Source organism: Janthinobacterium sp. BJB446, from assembly GCF_002735655.1.
Classification (GTDB): domain Bacteria; phylum Pseudomonadota; class Gammaproteobacteria; order Burkholderiales; family Burkholderiaceae_D; genus Janthinobacterium; species Janthinobacterium lividum.
In genome coordinates this window covers 110661-128912 of the sequence record NZ_PDZK01000006.1, presented here as the reverse complement: position 1 = coordinate 128912, position 18252 = coordinate 110661, and the positions used below count along the sequence as shown (strand labels likewise).

Below are 18252 nucleotides of genomic sequence, written 5' to 3'. Positions count from 1 at the left end.
TGGCGCCTTTCCTGCCGATGTCGCGTGCCGAGATGGACGCGCTGGGCTGGGACCAGTGCGACGTCATCCTCGTCACGGGCGACGCCTACATCGACCATCCGAGTTTCGGCATGGCCCTGGTCGGCCGTCTGCTCGAAGCGCAGGGTTACCGCGTCGGCATCATCAGCCAGCCGGACTGGCTGTCGGCCGACGCGTTCCGCATCCTCGGCAAGCCGCGCCTGTACTATGGCATTACCGCCGGCAACATGGATTCCATGGTCAACCAGTATACGGCCGACCGCAAGATCCGCTCCGACGACGCCTACACGGCGAATGCCGAACCGAACAAGCGCCCGGACCGCGCCGTCACCGTGTACGCCCAGCGCGCGCGCGAAGCGTATCCCGACGTGCCCGTGGTCATCGGCAGCATCGAGGCATCCCTGCGCCGCATCGCCCATTACGATTACTGGTCGGACAAGGTCCGCCGTTCCGTCTTGCCCGATTCCAAGGCTGATTTGTTGATCTTCGGTAATGCCGAGCGGGCGCTGGTCGACCTGACCCATCGCCTGGCCGCCGGCGAATCGATCAAGGATATCCGTGACTTGCGCGGCACGGCCTTCATGGTGCCGTCCGGCTGGTTGCCCGGCGACGATTGGGGCGTGCACAATTCCACCCGCGTCGACGTGCCCGGCAAGATCGATCCGCACTACAGCCCGTACGAGATGGTGCAGGAAGACAAGACCGCCTGCGCCACGGAAAATGCGTCGAAATCGGCCGAAGTCATCAAGCCGATCCGCATCATGAGCCGCGAAGAGCGCCTGGCCATGGCCAAGGAAAAGCACGACAAGACGGTGGTGCGCCTGCCTGCCTACGACGTCGTCAAGGATGATCCCGTCATGTATGCGCACGCGTCGCGCGTGTTCCACCTGGAATCGAATCCCGGCAATGCGCGCGCCATGGTGCAGGCGCACGGCGAACGCGACGTGTGGCTCAACCCGCCGCCGCTGCCGCTGGCCATGGACGAGATGGATGGCGTGTACGACATGAATTATGCGCGCGCCCCGCATCCGAGCTATGGCAAGGCGCATATCCCTGCCTGGGAAATGATCCGCTTTTCCGTCAACATCATGCGCGGCTGCTTCGGCGGCTGTACTTTCTGCTCGATCACGGAACATGAAGGCCGCATCATCCAGAGCCGTTCGGAACCGTCGATCCTGCGCGAAATCGAGCATATCCGCGATAAAACCAAAGGCTTTACGGGCACCATTTCCGATATGGGTGGTCCGACGGCGAATATGTACCGCCTGGCGTGCAAGGAAAAAGAGATCGAAGTCTCGTGCCGCCGCCTGTCCTGCGTGTATCCGTCCATCTGCGTGAACCTGGGCACGGACCACAGCAAGCTCATTTCACTGTACCGCAAGGCGCGTGCCATTCCCGGCATCAAGAAAGTGTTGATCAGCTCGGGCTTGCGTTATGACCTGGCCGTCCGTTCCCCCGAGTACGTGAAGGAACTGGTGACGCACCACGTGGGTGGCCTGTTGAAAATTGCGCCCGAGCACACGGAAGAGGGCACCTTGTCGAAGATGATGAAGCCCGGCATCGGCGCGTATGACGAGTTCAAGGAAATGTTCGACCGTTTCTCCCTGGAAGCGGGCAAGAAGCAGTATTTGATCCCCTACTTTATCGCCGCCCATCCGGGCACGACGGACACGGACATGCTGAATTTGGCCCTGTGGCTGAAGAAAAACAATTTCAAGCTGGACCAGGTGCAAACCTTCATGCCCACGCCGATGGCCATGGCGACGACCATGTATCACACGCGCAAGAATCCTTTGCGCAAGGTGACGGCAGACTCGGAAGTGGTGGAAACGGCCCGCAGCGGCAAGATCCGCCGCACCCATAAAGCGTTCCTACGCTATCAGGACCCGGCCAACTGGCCGATCCTGCGCGAAGCACTGGTCAACATGGGCCGTGGCGACTTGATCGGCAATGGCGACAAGCATTTGATCCCGGCCTGGACGTCGTCGGAATCGGGCGGCCTGGCCGCAGGCGAACGCAGCCGCCAGACGCATGGCGCCGGCACGCCGGACAAGTTCAAGGTCACGCCAGGCAAGAACCGCATCGCCCTGGGCGGCACGGCCGCCGCACCGAAGGCGAGCGCCGTCGAATCGAAAGTACGTCCATCGATCTTGTCGACCATCAAGACCAAGGCCAAGCCGGCCGCCGTGCCGATGGGCCGTGGCAGCAAGCCGCCAGCCAAGGGTGGCCATCCCGCGCCGGCACGGGGCGGGCGCAAGTAAGCCAGCGTCACTGTTCCCTGCACCTGGGGCATCCTCTCGAAACCCGGCAACGCGTACTGCGTTGCCGGGTTTTTTGCTATCTGCGCCCCGGGATGGCGTGGCGGCTAGCCTTGGCAGCAGGATTTTTACCAATATTTAAAAAATGAATAGAGCAAAAGGCAATTTTCCCTTGTGGCAACTCGGTGTTTGAAAATATACTCGTTGGATATTTAGCCGTACGGCAACAAAGCTGCCATTCTGGCAAGCGCCAGCGTACGCGCCACCCAGTGTTTAGATGAAAAGAGATGCCAATTGAAATGCCTTTCCTGCCAGGCCGAGAATAAGCCGGGCGCAAAATTCTGCTCTTCCTGCGGCACGACGTTTGCCGCCGCTCCTGCCGCCGTCCCGCTGCCGGGCAAAGCCTGTGGCCAATGCGGCCATGACTGCAAGCCCGATGCCAAGTTCTGCCCCAAGTGCGCATTCAGCTTTGCCGTGGCGCCAGTGGTGTCGCCGGCACCGGTTCTTGAGCCGATTCCTGAGCCGATTCCTGAACCAGTGCGTGTGTTCGTTCCTGAGCCCCTGCCGGTGGCAGAAGTGGTCGCGGAAGCTGTCCCGGAACCGATTCCCGTTGCCATCCCGGCGCCTGTCGCGCCGCCGCCACCGCCCGTGCTGGAAAAGCGCCGTGCCGATCCCGTGCCTGCACCGGAACCAGAAGCCACTCCCGCACCCGTGGCAGACAACGTTCCCGACATGCCGGTTGACAGCCAAACGGGCGGCAAGCGCATGAAACTGGTCGCCGCAGCCGTCGCCGCGGTGGTGCTGCTGGGCGGTGCGGGCGCTTACTATTTCTTGTCCGGCAAGCCAGCTGCACCGGCATCCGAACCCGCTCCAGCCTTGCCCGCGCTGGAGGACCCTGCGCCTGCCGCCGAGCAGCCGCTGGCCATCAGCGACCCTGCGCTCGATGGCCCCGCGACGGCCGATTTTGCCGCGACACCTGCCGCGGCTGCGGACGAACCCGCGTCAGTACCGGCGGCAGCACCTGCACCGGTGCCTGCTCCGGCACCGGCACCGGCACCCGTCGTGGAAAAACCAGCCAAGCCCGTCAAGGTGACCCCGCCACCGGCGCCTGTCAAACAGACGACCGGCCTGGAAAGCGTCATCACGGAGAGCCTGTCGGAAGCGAGCCATTGCATGAGCCAGCGCAAATACGACTGTGCCATTGCCAACGCGAATGCCGTGTTGCGCATGGACACGGGCAACCGCTACGCGCTCGATATCAAGCGCAAGGCGAAAGAAGCGCAGGACAAGGCGCTGTCGCAAATCCAGATCGAGTAAGCCGCGCTGCTTGCCTTCCATTCCTATTTTGATCTTTCCGGAGAATAACGTGAAAAACTTGAAACAAATTGCCAAGCCCATGGTGGCGATGCTGGTCGTGTCCTCGATGCTGGCCGGCTGCGCCGCGCCGGGCGGCCCTGGCGCCACCGGCAATACCACCACCGCAGGCACGGAAGCGGCCAGCGGCGAATGCAATACGGCCATGCTGGCCGGCATCGGCGCCGTCGTGGGCGGCTTGCTGGGCGGCGGCAACAATACCGTGCGCGGCGCGGCGCTGGGCGCCAGCCTGGGCGCGCTTGCCTGCGTGGCCTTGAATTATCAAAGCCAGCAAGTCAAGACGGCGCAGCAGGTGCAGACCGACTACAAGGTGGCCAACAAGGGCAAGCTGCCCGAGCAGTCGACCCTGGTGAAGTACGAGACGGGCTTTACGCCATCTTCCGTGCGTCCGGGCCAGAAGGCGCAGACCAATTCGTATATCGAAGTGGCGGCCGGCACGCGCGATCCGAACCCGCTGGTGGAAGAGGAATTGAGCCTGTACAAGCCAAATGGCGAGCTGATCAAGACTGTGCGCAAGGTCGTCAGCAGCAATAACGGCAGCGGCGCTTACAAGGGCGGCTTCTCGATTCCCATGCCGGAAGGCGTGCCGCAGGGCATTTACCCGGTGCGCACGGCGCTGTACCTGAATAGCAAGCGCGTCGGCGGCCAGGACGTCAAGCTGCAGATCGTCCAGCGCCAGGCGCCCGCGAGCGAGCTGCAACTGGCGCTCGCCTACTAACACCTTGGTACCACGGGGCGGCCCGGCAGGCCGCTCCATTCCCGATTCATTTCCACTAGGCTTTACATGACCACTTCCACCGAAGCACATAATCCTCTTCCCTTTTCTTCCGCCGTGGGCTCGCTGATCGAAGCGACCGATGCCATCAAGAACTTCCGTGCGATTGCCCTGCTGGCCCTGACCTTCATCGGCGCCGTGCTTGTCGGTGGCGTGCTGGCGACGCTTGCCGGCGGCATGAGCAGTCCGCTGCTGGCCTTTTTCGGCGGCTTGATGGCCTTCCTCGTGATGTTCTACGGTTCCAACGCCGTGGGCATCCTGCTGATGCGCGATGCGCAAGGCCAGCCGGGCATGAGCCTGGTGGATGCCGTGCTCGTTTCGCTGTACACGAGCCACCGCCTGATCGCGGTCGTCTTCCTTGAATTCCTGATCGTGCTGGCGGCCATGATCGCCATCGCCATCATCTTGTTCGTCTGCAAGATCCCCGTGCTCGGCCCCGTGCTGTACACGGTTGTCTTCCCGCTGTCGGCCATCGTGCTGGGCGTGCTGGTGTTTGCGCTGTTCTACGTGATGCTGCCGCTGGCCGGTCCTGCCGCCTGGTCGGGTGCCAGCGTGTTCCAGATCATTGCCCGTCTGAACCTGATCGTGCGCACCAAGCTGGTGTCCGTGATCTTGCTGGAAGTGCTGCTGTTCCTGATCACCTCGTTTGTGGCCCTGCTGATCTTTGGCGTGCTCGGTACCGGCGTGTCGCTGACCAGCGGCATGTCCGCAGGCATCCTGGGCCTGGGCGGCCAGATGAATATGTATTCCCTGGCTTCGGGTCTGAGTGGCGGTTCCGGCTACATCATCGCAGCCGGCCTGGGCGGCGGCTTGCTGCTGGCGGCCGCGGCCGTAGTGCCTGGCCTGATCTTTACCAAGGGCGTGTGCATCATTTACCTGAACGCCACGCGCAATGTCGATTTCAGCGCCTCCGAAGCAAGCCTGAACGACGGCCTGGCCACGGTCAAGAAAAAAGCCGAGGAAGCGCGTGAACGCGCGCGTGCCCTGGCCGAGCAGGCGACTGCCCCAGCCGCACCTGCCACGCCGGCGGCCGTACCTGTTGACAGCCTGCAATGCCCAAGCTGCAAGGCACCGGTCGCGTCCGATGACGTGTTCTGCGGCGAATGCGCGCATAAACTCAAGTAAGGCATACCATGGCTCACTTCTGCACCAAATGCGGCACCGCCTATGTCCCCGGCGCGCGCTTCTGCGATGAATGCGGCAATGCCGTGAACGCCGCCGCAGCCGCGCCGGCGCCCGCCGCGCCGGCCAGGCCGGCTGGTGTGCAGCGGCGCCACCTCATCCTTGCCGGCGGTGCGCTGGCGGTGGTCATCGTGGCCGGTGGCGTCCTGGCGTGGCTGCTGGCGCCAGAGGCGGCCTCGGCCAGCAGTTTCAGCCGCGCCATCGATACCCACCTGGCGGCCGACGAGGCGGTGCGCGACAAGTTGCTGTGCCTCACCAACTTGCCGTACCAGAAGGAAGAGATCCGCGTTGCCTCGTACGACACTTCTACCCGGCAATGGCTCGATATTCTCGTGCGTAGCGGGCTGTACAGTGCACCCGTGGAGCAAAGCAGCGGTGGCTGGGTTGCGCAATCGCAATTTGTCTACGCGCTGGCTGCCCCGGGCAAGGCGGCCTTGCGCGGCGACAAGCTGTGCGTGGCCAAGGGCGTGAAAGTGGCCAAGGTCAGCGGCTACGACCAGGTGCGCGACCTGGGCGCACAGCAAGTGGCGATGGCCAAGGCCACCCTGGCATTGACCGATGAGGCGGCATGGTTCGCCAAGTCGGCGGACCGCGCGCTGATCCTGCAACGCTTGCCGGATGGCGACCTGGAAGTACGGTTGCCGCTGGCGCTGGTCGACAAGCATTGGCAAGTCATCGACGAAGCGCAGATGAGCCAGGCGGCCATGACCGGTGTGATAGGCACAGCGCCGGCCGGGCAGGGCGCCGGCATGCTGGACAAGCTGAAGAGCGCGTTCCGCTTTGGCGGCCACCCGGCGGTGGGGAAATGGCAGGCGGCGATGGGCAATGTCCTGGAATTTACAAGTGACAGCGTGATCAATAACGGGACGTCGACCAAGGCCACCTTCACCACCAAGGGCAATACCGTGACGATCACGCCGGAAGGCGCGGGCGAGGCGGCCATGGACATCATCGTCAGCGACGATGGCAGCACGGCGCAGATCAGCATGGGCGGCATGCGGGTGACGACCCTGCGGCGCATGCGCGATTAAGCGGCGATCCAGGCGGTGCAGCTTGCCGCCTCGTATCCATCACAGAGCCCGGCCATGCCGGGCTTTTTTACGCTTGTCAGCCGACGGTGCGGCGGATGGTTTATCTTGACATCAAGATAGTTCGCGCCCACACTCGCTTTATCTTAATATCGAGATAGTTGTATGGCCTCTTCCTCCGTCCGTCCCGCCTGGGGCGACATTCTGCTCACGGCGCTGGCGCCCCTGATCTGGGGTTCCACGTACATCGTCACGTCCGAACTGCTGCCGCCCGACCGGCCCTTCACGGCGGCCCTGATCCGCGTGCTGCCGGCCGGCTTGCTGTTGCTGCTGCTCATGCGGCGCCTACCCGCGCGGCGCGACTGGATCCGCGTACTGCTCCTGTCCGCGCTGAATATCGGCGTGTTCCAGGCCCTGCTGTTCGTGGCCGCCTACCGCTTGCCGGGCGGCCTGGCGGCCGTGGTGGGGGCCATCCAGCCGCTGCTGGTGATGGGCCTGGCCTGGGGTGTGGAAGGGCGCCGTCCGGCCCGCCTGGCCTTGCTTGCCAGCGTGCTGGGTGTGGCCGGCATGGGCGTTTTATTGTTGTCGCCGCGCACGGTATGGGAACCCGTCGGCATCGCCGCCGCGCTGGGCGGCACGGCGTGCATGGCGGCCGGCACCTATCTGACGCGGCGCTGGAAGCCGGACTTGCCCGTGCTGGCGCTGACGGGCTGGCAATTACTGCTCGGCGGCCTGATGCTGGCGCCCGTCGCCTGGCTGGCCGACGCACCGCTGCCGGCCTTGTCGCTGCAGCAAGTATTGGCCTACGCCTATCTGTGCCTGGCCGGCGCCCTGCTGGCGTATGCGCTGTGGTTCCGCGGTATCGCCAGGCTGTCGCCCGTGGCCGTGTCCTCGCTGGGACTGCTCAGTCCCCTGATGGCCGTCGTGCTGGGCTGGGCCTTGCTGGGCCAGGCCATGACGGGCTGGTCGATGCTGGGCTTGCTGCTGGTACTGGCCAGCGTGCTGGCCGTGCAGTGGGTCAGCGCCCGTCCCGCAACAAAATCCTGACTGTCGCGCATTTCCCCTCGGCAGGCTGATCGCATCAGCCTGCCCCTTTCCCTCTGGGCGCTGCCTTTTTGCTGCACCGCACATACAGTTTTGCTTGCACTGGTATGGGGCATTGAGGCACTATTCGCTTCGCGCAAACGTTTGCGCGCAACGAATTTCCTAAAAAGCATGCAGTACACGTGCTTGACCAACAACTCTGGAGACGCTCATGACATCCCGTATTCGCCTGAAAATGATTGCCGCCGCTGTCCTCGTGTGTGCCTTGCCCGCCGTGCCGGCGATGGCGCAGACGCCAGCCAAACCAAAGGTGGCATTGGTGATGAAGTCGCTCGCCAATGAATTTTTCCTGACCATGGAAAATGGCGCCAAGGCGCATCAGAAGGCCAATGCCGCCAAGTACGACTTGCTGTCGAACGGCATCAAGGATGAGACGGATACGTCGAGCCAGATCAAGCTGGTCGAGCAAATGATCGTTTCGCGCGTCAACGCGCTGGTGATCGCCCCGGCCGACTCGAAAGCGCTGGTGCCGGTGCTGAAGAAAGCCATCGACGCGGGCATCATCGTCGTCAATATCGACAACAAGCTCGACGCGGGCGCCCTGAAAGAGAAGGGCATTTCCGTGCCATTCGTCGGCCCGGACAACCGCAAGGGCGCCAAGGTGGTCGGCGATTACCTGGCGCAGCAAATCAAGAAGGGCGACCCCGTCGGCATCATCGAAGGCGTGTCCACCACCTACAACGCGCAGCAGCGCACTTTGGGCTTCCAGGACGCCATGAATGCGGCCGGCGCAAAAGTTGTCAGCGTGCAGTCGGGTCAGTGGGAAATCGCTCCTGCCAACACGGTGGCGGCCGCCATGCTGAACGCCAATCCGAATATCAAGGCTTTGCTGTGCGGTAACGACAACATGGCCATCGGCGCCATTTCCGCCATCAAGGCGGCCGGCAAGACGGGCAAAGTGCTCGTCGTCGGCTACGACAACATCAACGCCATCAAGCCGATGCTGGCCGATGGCCGCGTGCTGGCTACCGCCGACCAGTTCGGTTCGCAGCAAGCCGTGTTCGGCATCGAGACCGTGCTGAAAGCCCTGGCGCAGAAGAAGAAACAGGCCGAGCTTGGTGGCGTCATCGAAACCAAGGTCGAACTGGTCGCCAAGGGCGCCAAGTCCTGATCGTTTGATCCCGCCGGGGCCGGCGCCTGCGTACTCACCGAGTAGGCGGCGCCGGCCCCGCCGCCACTACCGCGGAGTTTTATCATGCCCACCGACATTTCACCGGCGCCAGCCGCCATCCCCTTGTTAACGCTCGACAACATCGGCAAGTCCTATGTCGGCCCCGTCCTCGGTGGCGTGGGTCTGCGCTTTGCCCCTGGCCAGGTGCTGGCGCTGACGGGAGAGAACGGCGCGGGCAAGAGCACGCTGTCGAAGATCATCTGCGGCCTGGAGCAAGCCACCACGGGCACGATGCTGCTCGACGGCAAGCCTTACCAGCCCGCCTCGCGCGGCGCCGCCGAAGCGCTGGGCATCCGCATGGTGATGCAGGAACTCAATCTGATTCCCACCCTGTCGATCGCGGAAAACCTGTACCTGAAAAACCTGCCGCAGCGTTTCGGTTTCATCGACCGTACGCGCCTGGAGCGCGACGCGCGCGAACAGATGGAGAAAGTGGGCCTGGGCGGTCTCGACCCGTGGACTTTGGTCGGCGAACTGGGCATCGGCCACCAGCAGATGATCGAGATCGCGCGCAATCTGATCGGCGCCTGCCGCCTGCTGGTGCTCGACGAGCCGACGGCCATGCTGACGCACCGCGAAGTGGAATTGCTGTTCCTGCAAATCGAACGCCTGAAAGCCGAAGGCGTGTGCATCATCTATATTTCCCACCGCCTGGAAGAACTCAAGCGCGTGGCCGACCGCATCGCCGTGCTGCGCGATGGCCAGCTCGTGTGCGACGACGATATCGCGGGCCACTCCGCCGCCGACCTGGTCAGCCTGATGGTGGGCCGCTCGGCCGACGATGCCGTCGACTTGAGCGGCCGCACCATCGGCGCGCCGCTGCTGCGCGTGCGTGGCTTGGCGCGCGGCAAGGTCGTCAACCCGACCTCGTTTGACCTGCGCGCCGGCGAGATCCTCGGTATCGCCGGCCTGATCGGCTCGGGCCGCACGGAATTGCTGCGCCTGATCTTTGGCGCCGACCGCGCCGATGCCGGCGAGGTGTTCCTCGGCGACAGCGCGACGCCCGCCGCCTTGCACTCGCCGCAGGCAGCAGTGAAAGCCGGCATCGCCATGATCACGGAAGACCGCAAGGGACAAGGCTTGTTGCTGCGCCAGTCGATTGCCGTCAACACGACCCTGGCGTCGCTCGATACCGTCAGCGGCGCCGGCTGGCTCAACGATACGGCCGAAGCATCGGTGGCCGACGACTACATCCAACGCCTGGGTATCCGCTCGCGCAACAGCGCGCAAACGGTGGCCGAGCTATCCGGCGGCAACCAGCAAAAGGTGGTGATCGCCCGCTGGCTGTACCGCGACTGCCCCGTGATGCTGTTCGACGAGCCCACGCGCGGCATCGATATCGGCGCCAAGTTTGATATTTATCAGGTGCTGGCCGAACAGGCGCGCCAGGGCAAGGGCCTCGTCATCGTTTCGAGCGACTTGCGCGAACTGATGCTGATCTGCGACCGCATCGCCGTCATGAGCGCGGGCAGCATCGTCGACACCTTCGAGCGCGGCGCCTGGAGCCAGGACGCTCTGCTGTCGGCCGCCTTCTCCGGCTATTTGACCCCCACTTCCACTCCAGCTGCGGCCTGATCGCCGGAAAGATTCCCATGACCACCAATTCCTCTCCTTCGTATCTGCAGCGCAGCCTGGCCGACCTGAAAAACTATGCGGGCCTGATCGGCGCCCTGGTCGCCATGTGCGTGCTGTTCTCGTTTGCCAGCGAAAACTTCTTTACCTTGGCGACCTTGAGCACCCTGTCGAACAACATCCCCACCCTGGTGGTGATGGCGGTCGGCATGACGTTTGTACTGATCATCGGCGGCATCGATTTATCGGTCGGTTCCGTGATGGCGCTGGCCGCTTCCGTGCTGTCGCTGGCCGTCGTGCACTGGGGCTGGCCCGTGTGGAGCGCCGCCCTGCTGGGCATGTTCGTTGCCGCCCTGTGCGGCGCCACCACGGGCTTGATTTCCGTCGGCTGGCGCATTCCCTCGTTCATCGTCTCGCTGGGCGTGCTGGAAATGGCACGGGGCCTCGCGTATCAAGTGACGAATTCGCGCACGGAATACATCGGCAGCGCCGTTGACGGCATCAGTTCGCCGATCGCCTTCGGCCTGTCGCCCGCCTTCATCGCCTCGATCGCCATCGTTGTCATCGGCCACCTGGTGCTCACGCGCACGGTGCTGGGCCGCCACTGGATCGGCATCGGCACGAATGAAGAAGCCGTGCGTTTGTCCGGCATCAATACAAAACCGTCGAAAGTACTGGTGTTTGCCTTGATGGGCTTTCTCGCCGGCGTGGGCGCGCTGTTCCAGGTGTCGCGCCTGGAAGCGGCCGACCCGAACGGCGGCGTGGGCATGGAATTGCAAGTGATCGCCGCCGTCGTGATCGGTGGCACGAGCCTGATGGGTGGGCGCGGTTCCGTCATCAGCACCTTTATCGGCGTATTGATCATTTCCGTGCTGGAAGCGGGCCTGGCGCAAGTGGGCGTGTCCGAACCCGTGAAACGCATCGTCACGGGCCTGGTGATCGTCGCGGCCGTGGTGCTCGACACCTACCGCCGCCGCGGCGAACGCGCCTAAGCGCCACATCGCCCATGGCAACCATCAAGCAAGTGGCGCAGGCGGCGGGGGTGTCGTTTACCACCGTCTCGCACGTCCTCAACAATACCCGCCCCGTCAGCGACGAGGCGCGCCGCGCCGTGCTGGCGGCGGCGGAGCAATTGCATTACGTGCCCAGCGCGCTGGCGCGTTCCCTGCGCAGCCGCAGCACGGGCACTATCGGCCTGATCATTCCGAATAATACGAACCCGTATTTCTCGGAAGTGGCGCGCGGCATCGAGGACAGTTGCTACGCGGCCGGCTACAGCGTGATCCTGTGCAATTCCGATGACGACCCCGTCAAGCAGCGCGACTATCTGAACGTGCTGCTGACCAAGCGCTGCGACGGCCTGATTCTGTCCGCGCTGGCCGACAGCGATGGCGAATTGCTGCGCAAGATGAAGGTGCCGGCCGTGCTGCTCGACCGCGCGCCCAGCGACCTGTCCATCGATGCCGTGGCCGTCGACAACCGCGCCGGCGGTGCCCTTGCCGCGCGCCATCTGCTGGAGCTGGGACGCCGGCGCCTCGCCTGCATCGCCGGTCCCCGTGAAGTGAGCATCTCGAATGACCGCATAGCCGGCGTGCGTAGCGCCATGGCGGAGGCGGGCGTGGCTCTGGCCGATACGCTGTGCCGCCATGGCGATTTTACGAGTGCGGGCGGCTATGCGGCCGCGCTGGACTTGCTGGCGCTGCCGCCAGGCCAGCGCCCGGACGCCTTGTTCTGCTGCAATGATTTGATGGCCTTCGGCGCCTTGCGCGCCGCCGCCGAGCGCGGGATTGCCGTGCCGGGCGAACTGGCCGTCGTCGGCTTCGACGATATCGACCTGGCCAGCTTCGTGCATCCGGCCTTGACCAGCGTGGCGCAAAATACGCGCGAACTGGGCCGCATCACGGCCGCCTGCCTGCTGGCGCGCATCGCCGATCCCGCCTTGCCGCGCCAGCAGCGCAGCATTGCCCCGGAACTGCACGTGCGCGGCTCCAGCGCGGCCGTCACGCTACCTTCTTCCGCACCTACTTCTTCACCTGCAACTGAACTGATGGGAATGACATCATGATCGTGGTTATCGGCAGCATCAATATGGACCTGGTCTTGCGCGTGCCGCGCATGCCCCTCCCCGGCGAGACCCTGACGGGCGGCGCTTTTCGAACCATTCCTGGAGGCAAGGGCGCCAACCAGGCCGTCGCCTGCGCCCGCCTGAGCGGCAAAGTGGCGGGCGCCCAGCAAGTGGCCATGGTCGCTTGCGTGGGCGACGACGCGTTCGGTACCACCTTGCGCGCGGCGCTGGTGGGCGACGGCATCATCGACAGCCACATCACCACCTTGCCGGGCGTGGCGTCCGGCATCGCTTCCATCCTGGTGGACGACAACGGCCAGAACAGTATCGTGATCGCCGGCGGCGCCAACGATCTGCTCAGCCCTGCGCACATCGACGCGGCGCAAGGCTTGATCGAACAGGCGGATATTGTCGTGCTGCAGCTGGAAACGCCGATGGCCACCGTCGTGCACGCGATCAAGCTGGCCCGTTCGCTGGGCAAGACCGTGGTGCTGAACCCGGCCCCGGCCGCCAGCCTGCCGGAAGGCGTGCTGGAACTGGTTGACTACCTGATCCCGAATGAAATCGAAGCGGCCATGCTGGCCGGCGTCAGCCCGGAAGGCGCGGATGCCAAGGCGCTGGCCGCCGCGCTGCAAAAGCTGGGCAGCGACAACGTCATCATCACCTTGGGCTCCAAGGGCGTGCACGCGGCCCTGTACGGCGGCGACTTCACCTTCCCCGCCGAAGTGGTGAAAGCCGTCGACACGACGGCCGCCGGCGACACCTTCATCGGCGGTTTTGTGGCAGGCCTGGCATCCGGCATGGACGAGGCGGAAGCGATCCAGCAAGGCCAGCGCGCGGCCGCCTGGAGCGTCACCAAGCCCGGCGCGCAAACGTCGATCCCCCACTTGCACGAGCTGTTCTAACGACACCACGCCCATGAAAAAATCACCGCTGCTCAATATCGCACTGTCGCAACTGATCGCGTCGCTGGGCCATGGCGACATGCTCGTCATCGGCGACGCGGGCTTGCCGTCGCAACCGGGCGTGCCCCTGATCGACCTGGCCCTGACGCGCGGCATCCCCGGCTTCATCGATACCGTCAACACGGTATTAAGCGAAATGCAGGTGGAATACCATTTGCTCGCCAGCGAGTTGCCGCAGCATAATCCGGCCATGGCGGCGCAGGTGGCGGCCCTGGCTTTGCCCGATGCGCGCCAGGTGACGCACGACGAGTTCAAGCAATTGAGCAAGGGCGCGCGCGCCATCGTGCGTACGGGCGAGTGCAGTCCGTACGCCAACGTGATTTTGGTGGCCGGCGTCGTGTTCTAGCGCAAACAAACGCGAAATTGTTTGCCAAAAACATCAACGCTATTGTCCTCACTGAAATAATTATCCATCGGCAAAAGGGGCGGCTACAATAGCCTTACCCCTGCCAGCTCGGCAGCTTCCTGTGGTGTTCCGCCATGCCGATGAAAGCCCCCGACGCTTTCCGCTTTGTCTTGCCGCTCGCCGGCAGGCTGGCGCACGGCTGGCGCGGCTTTTTCCTCCTGCTGCTGTGCCTGGCCACACCAGCCCGGGCGCTGGAACCCGTTACCCTGCAACTCAATTTCACGCACCAGTTCCAGTTCGCCGGCTATTATGCGGCCATCGAGCAAGGCTATTACCGCGAGGCGGGGCTGGAGGTGAAGCTGGTCGAAGGCGGTGGCGGACGGCTGGCCGAGGCGGCCGTGCTGACGGGCCAGGCCGAGTATGGCGTGGGCAACAGCACCTTGTTGCTCAGCCGGCTGGCGGGCAAGCCCGTGGTGGTGCTGGCCGTGGTGTTCCAGCATTCGCCCAGCGTGCTGCTGATGCGCCAGCATGGCGGCGCGCCCGACGTGCGCAAGCTGGTGGGGGCGCCCGTCATGATCGGTGCGGCCACCGACGTGGCGCTTGCAGCCGATGAAGTGTCGCTGTTCCTGGCGAAAATGGGCGTCGCGCCGCAGCAGATGCGCCACTTGCCGCCCAGCTACCGTATCGAGGATTTGATCGATGGCAAGGTCGATGCGATTGCCGCATATTCCACCAACGAACCGGATTACCTGGATCGGGCGGGCTTTTCCTACTACCAGTTTACGCCGCGCACGGCCGGCATCGATTTCTACGGCGACAACTTGTTTACCAGCGAGCACGAAATGCGCCGCCATCCCGAGCGTGTCAAAGCGTTCCGCGCGGCCAGCTTGCGCGGCTGGCAATATGCGATGGCGCACCGCGAGGAAATGGCGCGCGTGATCCTTGCCAAGTACAGCCAGCGCCACGACCGCGCGCACCTGCTGTACGAAGCGCAGCAGATGGAATTGCTGCTGCAGCCCGTGCTGGTGGAGCTCGGCTACATGAATCCCCAGCGCTGGCAGCACATCGCCGACACGTATGCCAGCATGGGCGTGCTGCCGCGCAATGCCACGGACAGCCGCGTCTACAAGGGGTTTTTGTACCGTGCCGTGCCAGGCGCCGACCTGGGCTGGCTGTACCTGTCGCTGGGCCTGGCGGGCAGCTTGCTGGCCGTGTCGGCCGCCTTTCACTTCAACAACCTGGCGCGCGAGCGCCGCCGCACGGAGGACACCATCCGCCAGGGAGAATTGCGCTTTCGCACCATGTTCGAGGAAGCGCCCATGGGCATCGCCCTGATCGATACCGTGAGCGGACAGTTTCTCGACATCAATCCGCGCTACCTGGCCATCAGCGGGCGCAGCCTGGAACACATGAAGCAAACGAGCTGGATGGAAATCAGCCATCCCGACGATGTGGCCGGCGAGCAAGAGCAGGTGGCGCAGTTGCTGGCGCGCAGTCTGCAGGGCTTTCGCCATGCCAAGCGGATCGTGCGGCCCGATGGCGGCGTGGTGTGGGTCGACGCTTCCGTGACGGCCATCGCCACGGCGCGTCACGGCGGCCCGCACCACCTGTGCATGCTGGAAGACGTGACGGACAAGCGGCAAACGGAAGCGCTGATCTGGCAGCAAGCCAATTTCGATACCCTGACGCAATTGCCGAACCGGCGCATGTTCCACGAGCGCTTGCGCCAGGCGCTGGCCCAGGGGCGGCGCGATGCGAGCCGCGTGGCCATCCTGTTCATCGACCTCGACCACTTCAAGGAAGTCAACGACACCCTGGGCCACCACCAGGGCGATATCTTGCTGATCGAGGCGGCGCGGCGCATCCGCGTGGGCGTGCGCGAGACGGATACGGTGGCGCGCCTGGGCGGCGATGAATTCACGGTAATCCTGTCCGACCTTGATGATCTGCAGCAAGTTGACCGCATCGCGCGGCAGATACTCGACGGCTTGCTGGCGCCGTTTCTGCTGGGACAGGAGCAGGCGTTCGTCTCGGCCTCGATCGGCATCACCCTGTATCCGGACGACGCGGGCACGATCGAGGACTTGCTCAAGCAGGCGGACCAGGCCATGTATGTGTCGAAAGGGGCGGGGCGCAACCGCTACAGTTACTTTACGCCTGCCATGCAGGTGGCGGCCGTCAACCGCATGCGCATGGGGGCGGATTTGCGCACGGCCCTGCGGGAACAGCAGATGCAGCTGTATTACCAGCCCATCGTCGAGCTGCATAGCGGCAAGCTTGCCAAGGCGGAAGCCTTGCTGCGCTGGCACCATCCGCAGCGGGGTGTGGTCTGCCCGCCGGATTTCCTGGCGCTGGCCGAAAGCAGCGGCCTGATCGTGGAGATCGGCGACTGGGTGCTGCACACGGCGGCCGCGCAACTGCTGCACTGGCGCGCGCAGGGCCATGCCATCGGTTTGCCGGGCCTGCAACTGTGCCTGAACCAGTCGCCGCTGGAGCTGCAGCGCGAAGTGGAGGCGCCCGGCACCTGGCTGCGCCAACTGATGGCGCTCGATGTGCCGGCCTCGGCCATCGTGCTCGACATGCGCGAAGATGTACTTTTACCTAGCGGCAATAGCATGGCGCCCCGCCTGCAGCACTTGCGCGAAGCGGGCCTGCAGATCGCCCTCGACGACTTCGGCAGCGGCCATGCCTCGCTGACGCAGCTGCAGCAGTGCGGCATCGATTACCTGAAGCTCGATGGCGTGCTGGTGCGCAAGCTGGCGCCCGGTGCCAGCGAACTGGTGCTGTGCGAAGCCATCGTCACCATGGCCCACAAGCTGGGTTTGCAGGTCATTGCCGAAGGGGTGGAGACCGAAGAGCAGCGCGCGCGGCTGCTGGAGATCGGCTGCGATTTTGCGCAAGGCGAGCTGTTTGCGCCGCCGCTGACCATCGAAGCGTTCGATGCCCTGCTGCATGCGCAGCGGCCCTTGCACCCTTGAAACAGGCGTCGCCGGCCACCAGATCTGACGCAAGCCTGCGGGACAGGGCTCCCGGCTTGAACGGGCTTATACTCGACGGGCTGGCGCCTGCGCCCAGCTTTGCTGTCACCGGTACCTACACCGGGTGCGCAGGCAATATTTCTTCCATTCACTCAACTCGAGGTGACCTCATGGGCATTTTCAGCAATATCTACAACAAGATCTTCCACCATTCGTCCGACGCTGCCTCGGCAGCCACGCCGGCCGCCGCCACGACAGCACCTGCCGCAGCACCGGCGGCCGCACCTGCACCTGCTGCGCCAGCGGCTGCCGTGCCCGTGGTGGACGTGGAAGTGGTGCTGGTCGACCTGGCCAGCAAGAACGCGGAAAAACTCAATTGGCGCACGTCCATCGTCGACCTGATGAAACTGCTTCAACTCGACAGCAGCCTCGCTTCGCGCAAGGAACTGGCGCAAGAGCTGCATTTCACGGGTGACACCAATGATTCGGCCAGCATGAATATCTGGCTGCACCGCCAGGTGATGATCAAGCTGGCGGAAAACGGCGGCAAGGTACCGGACGAACTGAAGAACTAAACACCTGGCGGTGGCAGGGGTATCCACTGTCACCGCTATCCAATCCTGTGGGAACTGCCTATCATGGAGTTCCCATGGCGTCGTGATAGCTAAAACTAATTGAAACTATTGTGACAATCAATTTTGCATATGGAATAAAACCCCTTACACTAGGGTCTTACTGATTCACCACACGAGAGGAAATGACTATGTCGCTCATCAATACCCAAGTTAAACCATTCAAGGCAACCGCATTCCACAATGGCAAATTCGTCGACCTGACGGAAGCGTCGTTGAAAGGCAAGTGGTCGGTATTCGTGTTCTACCCAGCCGACTTCACCTTCGTTTGCCCAACCGAACTGGAAGATCTGGCCGATCACCACGCTGAATTCCAGAAGCTGGGCGTCGATGTCTACGGCATCTCGACCGATTCGCATTTCGCGCACAAAGCATGGCACGACACCTCGGACGCGATCAAGAAAGTGCAATACGCACTGATCGGCGACCCAACCGGTACCCTGTCGCGCAACTTCGAAGTCATGATCGAAGAAGAAGGCATGGCACTGCGCGGTACCTTCGTCATCAACCCGGACGGTTTCATCAAAGTACTGGAAGTGCATGACAACGGCATCGGCCGTGACGCATCGGAACTGTTGCGCAAAGTTAAGGCAGCTCAATACGTTGCCGCTCACCCAGGCGAAGTTTGCCCAGCCAAATGGACGGAAGGCGCAGCAACCCTGACCCCATCGCTGGACCTGGTTGGCAAGATCTAAGTCTCGATGCAGCACGTAGCAAACAAGTAGTTACCGCGATGCCGGACCGGGCGTCCGGCCCGGCATTCGCCTAAATATTTGTAAAGGAA

At 63.7% G+C, this 18252-nt stretch carries 15 protein-coding genes; all 15 read left to right on the top strand.

Annotated features, from left to right (window positions below; genetic code table 11):
- Positions 1–17: 17 nt before the first annotated feature.
- Positions 18–2279, top strand: a complete 2262-nt coding sequence (locus tag CSQ92_RS25915) for a YgiQ family radical SAM protein (protein ID WP_034781012.1) — start codon at positions 18–20, stop codon at positions 2277–2279.
- Positions 2280–2570: 291 nt separating this feature from the next.
- A complete protein-coding gene (locus CSQ92_RS25910) occupies positions 2571–3593 on the top strand; it encodes a zinc ribbon domain-containing protein (RefSeq protein ID WP_099395774.1) in 1023 nt (340 codons plus the stop codon).
- Positions 3594–3642: 49 nt separating this feature from the next.
- Complete coding sequence (locus CSQ92_RS25905) at positions 3643–4368, top strand: hypothetical protein (protein ID WP_139144208.1); 726 nt, start codon at positions 3643–3645, stop codon at positions 4366–4368.
- A gap of 66 nt (positions 4369–4434) precedes the next feature.
- A complete protein-coding gene (locus tag CSQ92_RS25900; protein WP_143450438.1) occupies positions 4435–5550 on the top strand; it encodes a zinc ribbon domain-containing protein in 1116 nt (371 codons plus the stop codon).
- Positions 5551–5558: 8 nt separating this feature from the next.
- Positions 5559–6638 carry a zinc ribbon domain-containing protein gene (locus CSQ92_RS25895; RefSeq protein WP_099395772.1) on the top strand — a complete coding sequence of 360 codons (1080 nt, stop codon included), beginning with the start codon at positions 5559–5561 and terminating at the stop codon, positions 6636–6638.
- Between the two features lie 162 nt (positions 6639–6800).
- Positions 6801–7682, top strand: a complete 882-nt coding sequence (locus tag CSQ92_RS25890) for an EamA family transporter (RefSeq protein WP_099395771.1) — start codon at positions 6801–6803, stop codon at positions 7680–7682.
- 208 nt (positions 7683–7890) lie between these two features.
- The gene (locus tag CSQ92_RS25885) at positions 7891–8850 is read left to right on the top strand and encodes a sugar ABC transporter substrate-binding protein (protein ID WP_034780889.1); all 960 of its coding nucleotides are present in this window, start codon (positions 7891–7893) and stop codon (positions 8848–8850) included.
- Between the two features lie 84 nt (positions 8851–8934).
- A complete protein-coding gene (locus CSQ92_RS25880; RefSeq protein WP_092613231.1) occupies positions 8935–10485 on the top strand; it encodes a sugar ABC transporter ATP-binding protein in 1551 nt (516 codons plus the stop codon).
- Between the two features lie 17 nt (positions 10486–10502).
- The gene (locus CSQ92_RS25875; protein WP_034780885.1) at positions 10503–11474 is read left to right on the top strand and encodes an ABC transporter permease; all 972 of its coding nucleotides are present in this window, start codon (positions 10503–10505) and stop codon (positions 11472–11474) included.
- A 14-nt stretch (positions 11475–11488) separates the two neighbouring features.
- On the top strand, positions 11489–12547 hold the full coding sequence (locus tag CSQ92_RS25870) for a LacI family DNA-binding transcriptional regulator (RefSeq protein WP_099395770.1): 1059 nt from the start codon (positions 11489–11491) through the stop codon (positions 12545–12547).
- Positions 12544–13452, top strand: coding sequence for a ribokinase (gene rbsK / locus CSQ92_RS25865; RefSeq protein ID WP_070257812.1), 909 nt, complete (start codon positions 12544–12546; stop codon positions 13450–13452). The genes CSQ92_RS25870 and rbsK overlap by 4 nt, the downstream gene beginning before the upstream one ends.
- 13 nt (positions 13453–13465) lie before the next feature.
- Positions 13466–13858, top strand: a complete 393-nt coding sequence (rbsD, locus tag CSQ92_RS25860; RefSeq protein ID WP_034780878.1) for a D-ribose pyranase — start codon at positions 13466–13468, stop codon at positions 13856–13858.
- A gap of 134 nt (positions 13859–13992) precedes the next feature.
- Positions 13993–16836 (top strand): EAL domain-containing protein, encoded by a 2844-nt coding sequence (locus tag CSQ92_RS25855; RefSeq protein WP_257219353.1) that lies wholly within the window; start codon positions 13993–13995, stop codon positions 16834–16836.
- Positions 16837–17006: 170 nt separating this feature from the next.
- Complete coding sequence (locus CSQ92_RS25850) at positions 17007–17411, top strand: DUF3597 domain-containing protein (protein ID WP_099395769.1); 405 nt, start codon at positions 17007–17009, stop codon at positions 17409–17411.
- A gap of 188 nt (positions 17412–17599) precedes the next feature.
- On the top strand, positions 17600–18163 hold the full coding sequence (gene ahpC, locus CSQ92_RS25845) for an alkyl hydroperoxide reductase subunit C (RefSeq protein ID WP_034780873.1): 564 nt from the start codon (positions 17600–17602) through the stop codon (positions 18161–18163).
- Positions 18164–18252 lie beyond the last annotated feature (89 nt).

What these genes read in the sequence shown, in the direction of transcription:
- CSQ92_RS25915 (WP_034781012.1), top strand. Translation starts at nt 18, where the DNA reads ATGTCGCGTGCCGAGATGGACGCGCTGGGCTGGGACCAGTGCGACGTC.
- CSQ92_RS25900 (WP_143450438.1), top strand. Translation starts at nt 4,435, where the DNA reads ATGACCACTTCCACCGAAGCACATAATCCTCTTCCCTTTTCTTCCGCC.
- CSQ92_RS25895 (WP_099395772.1), top strand. Translation starts at nt 5,559, where the DNA reads ATGGCTCACTTCTGCACCAAATGCGGCACCGCCTATGTCCCCGGCGCG.
- CSQ92_RS25890 (WP_099395771.1), top strand. Translation starts at nt 6,801, where the DNA reads ATGGCCTCTTCCTCCGTCCGTCCCGCCTGGGGCGACATTCTGCTCACG.
- CSQ92_RS25885 (WP_034780889.1), top strand. Translation starts at nt 7,891, where the DNA reads ATGACATCCCGTATTCGCCTGAAAATGATTGCCGCCGCTGTCCTCGTG.
- CSQ92_RS25880 (WP_092613231.1), top strand. Translation starts at nt 8,935, where the DNA reads ATGCCCACCGACATTTCACCGGCGCCAGCCGCCATCCCCTTGTTAACG.
- CSQ92_RS25875 (WP_034780885.1), top strand. Translation starts at nt 10,503, where the DNA reads ATGACCACCAATTCCTCTCCTTCGTATCTGCAGCGCAGCCTGGCCGAC.
- CSQ92_RS25870 (WP_099395770.1), top strand. Translation starts at nt 11,489, where the DNA reads ATGGCAACCATCAAGCAAGTGGCGCAGGCGGCGGGGGTGTCGTTTACC.
- rbsK (WP_070257812.1), top strand. Translation starts at nt 12,544, where the DNA reads ATGATCGTGGTTATCGGCAGCATCAATATGGACCTGGTCTTGCGCGTG.
- rbsD (WP_034780878.1), top strand. Translation starts at nt 13,466, where the DNA reads ATGAAAAAATCACCGCTGCTCAATATCGCACTGTCGCAACTGATCGCG.
- CSQ92_RS25855 (WP_257219353.1), top strand. Translation starts at nt 13,993, where the DNA reads ATGCCGATGAAAGCCCCCGACGCTTTCCGCTTTGTCTTGCCGCTCGCC.
- CSQ92_RS25850 (WP_099395769.1), top strand. Translation starts at nt 17,007, where the DNA reads ATGGGCATTTTCAGCAATATCTACAACAAGATCTTCCACCATTCGTCC.
- ahpC (WP_034780873.1), top strand. Translation starts at nt 17,600, where the DNA reads ATGTCGCTCATCAATACCCAAGTTAAACCATTCAAGGCAACCGCATTC.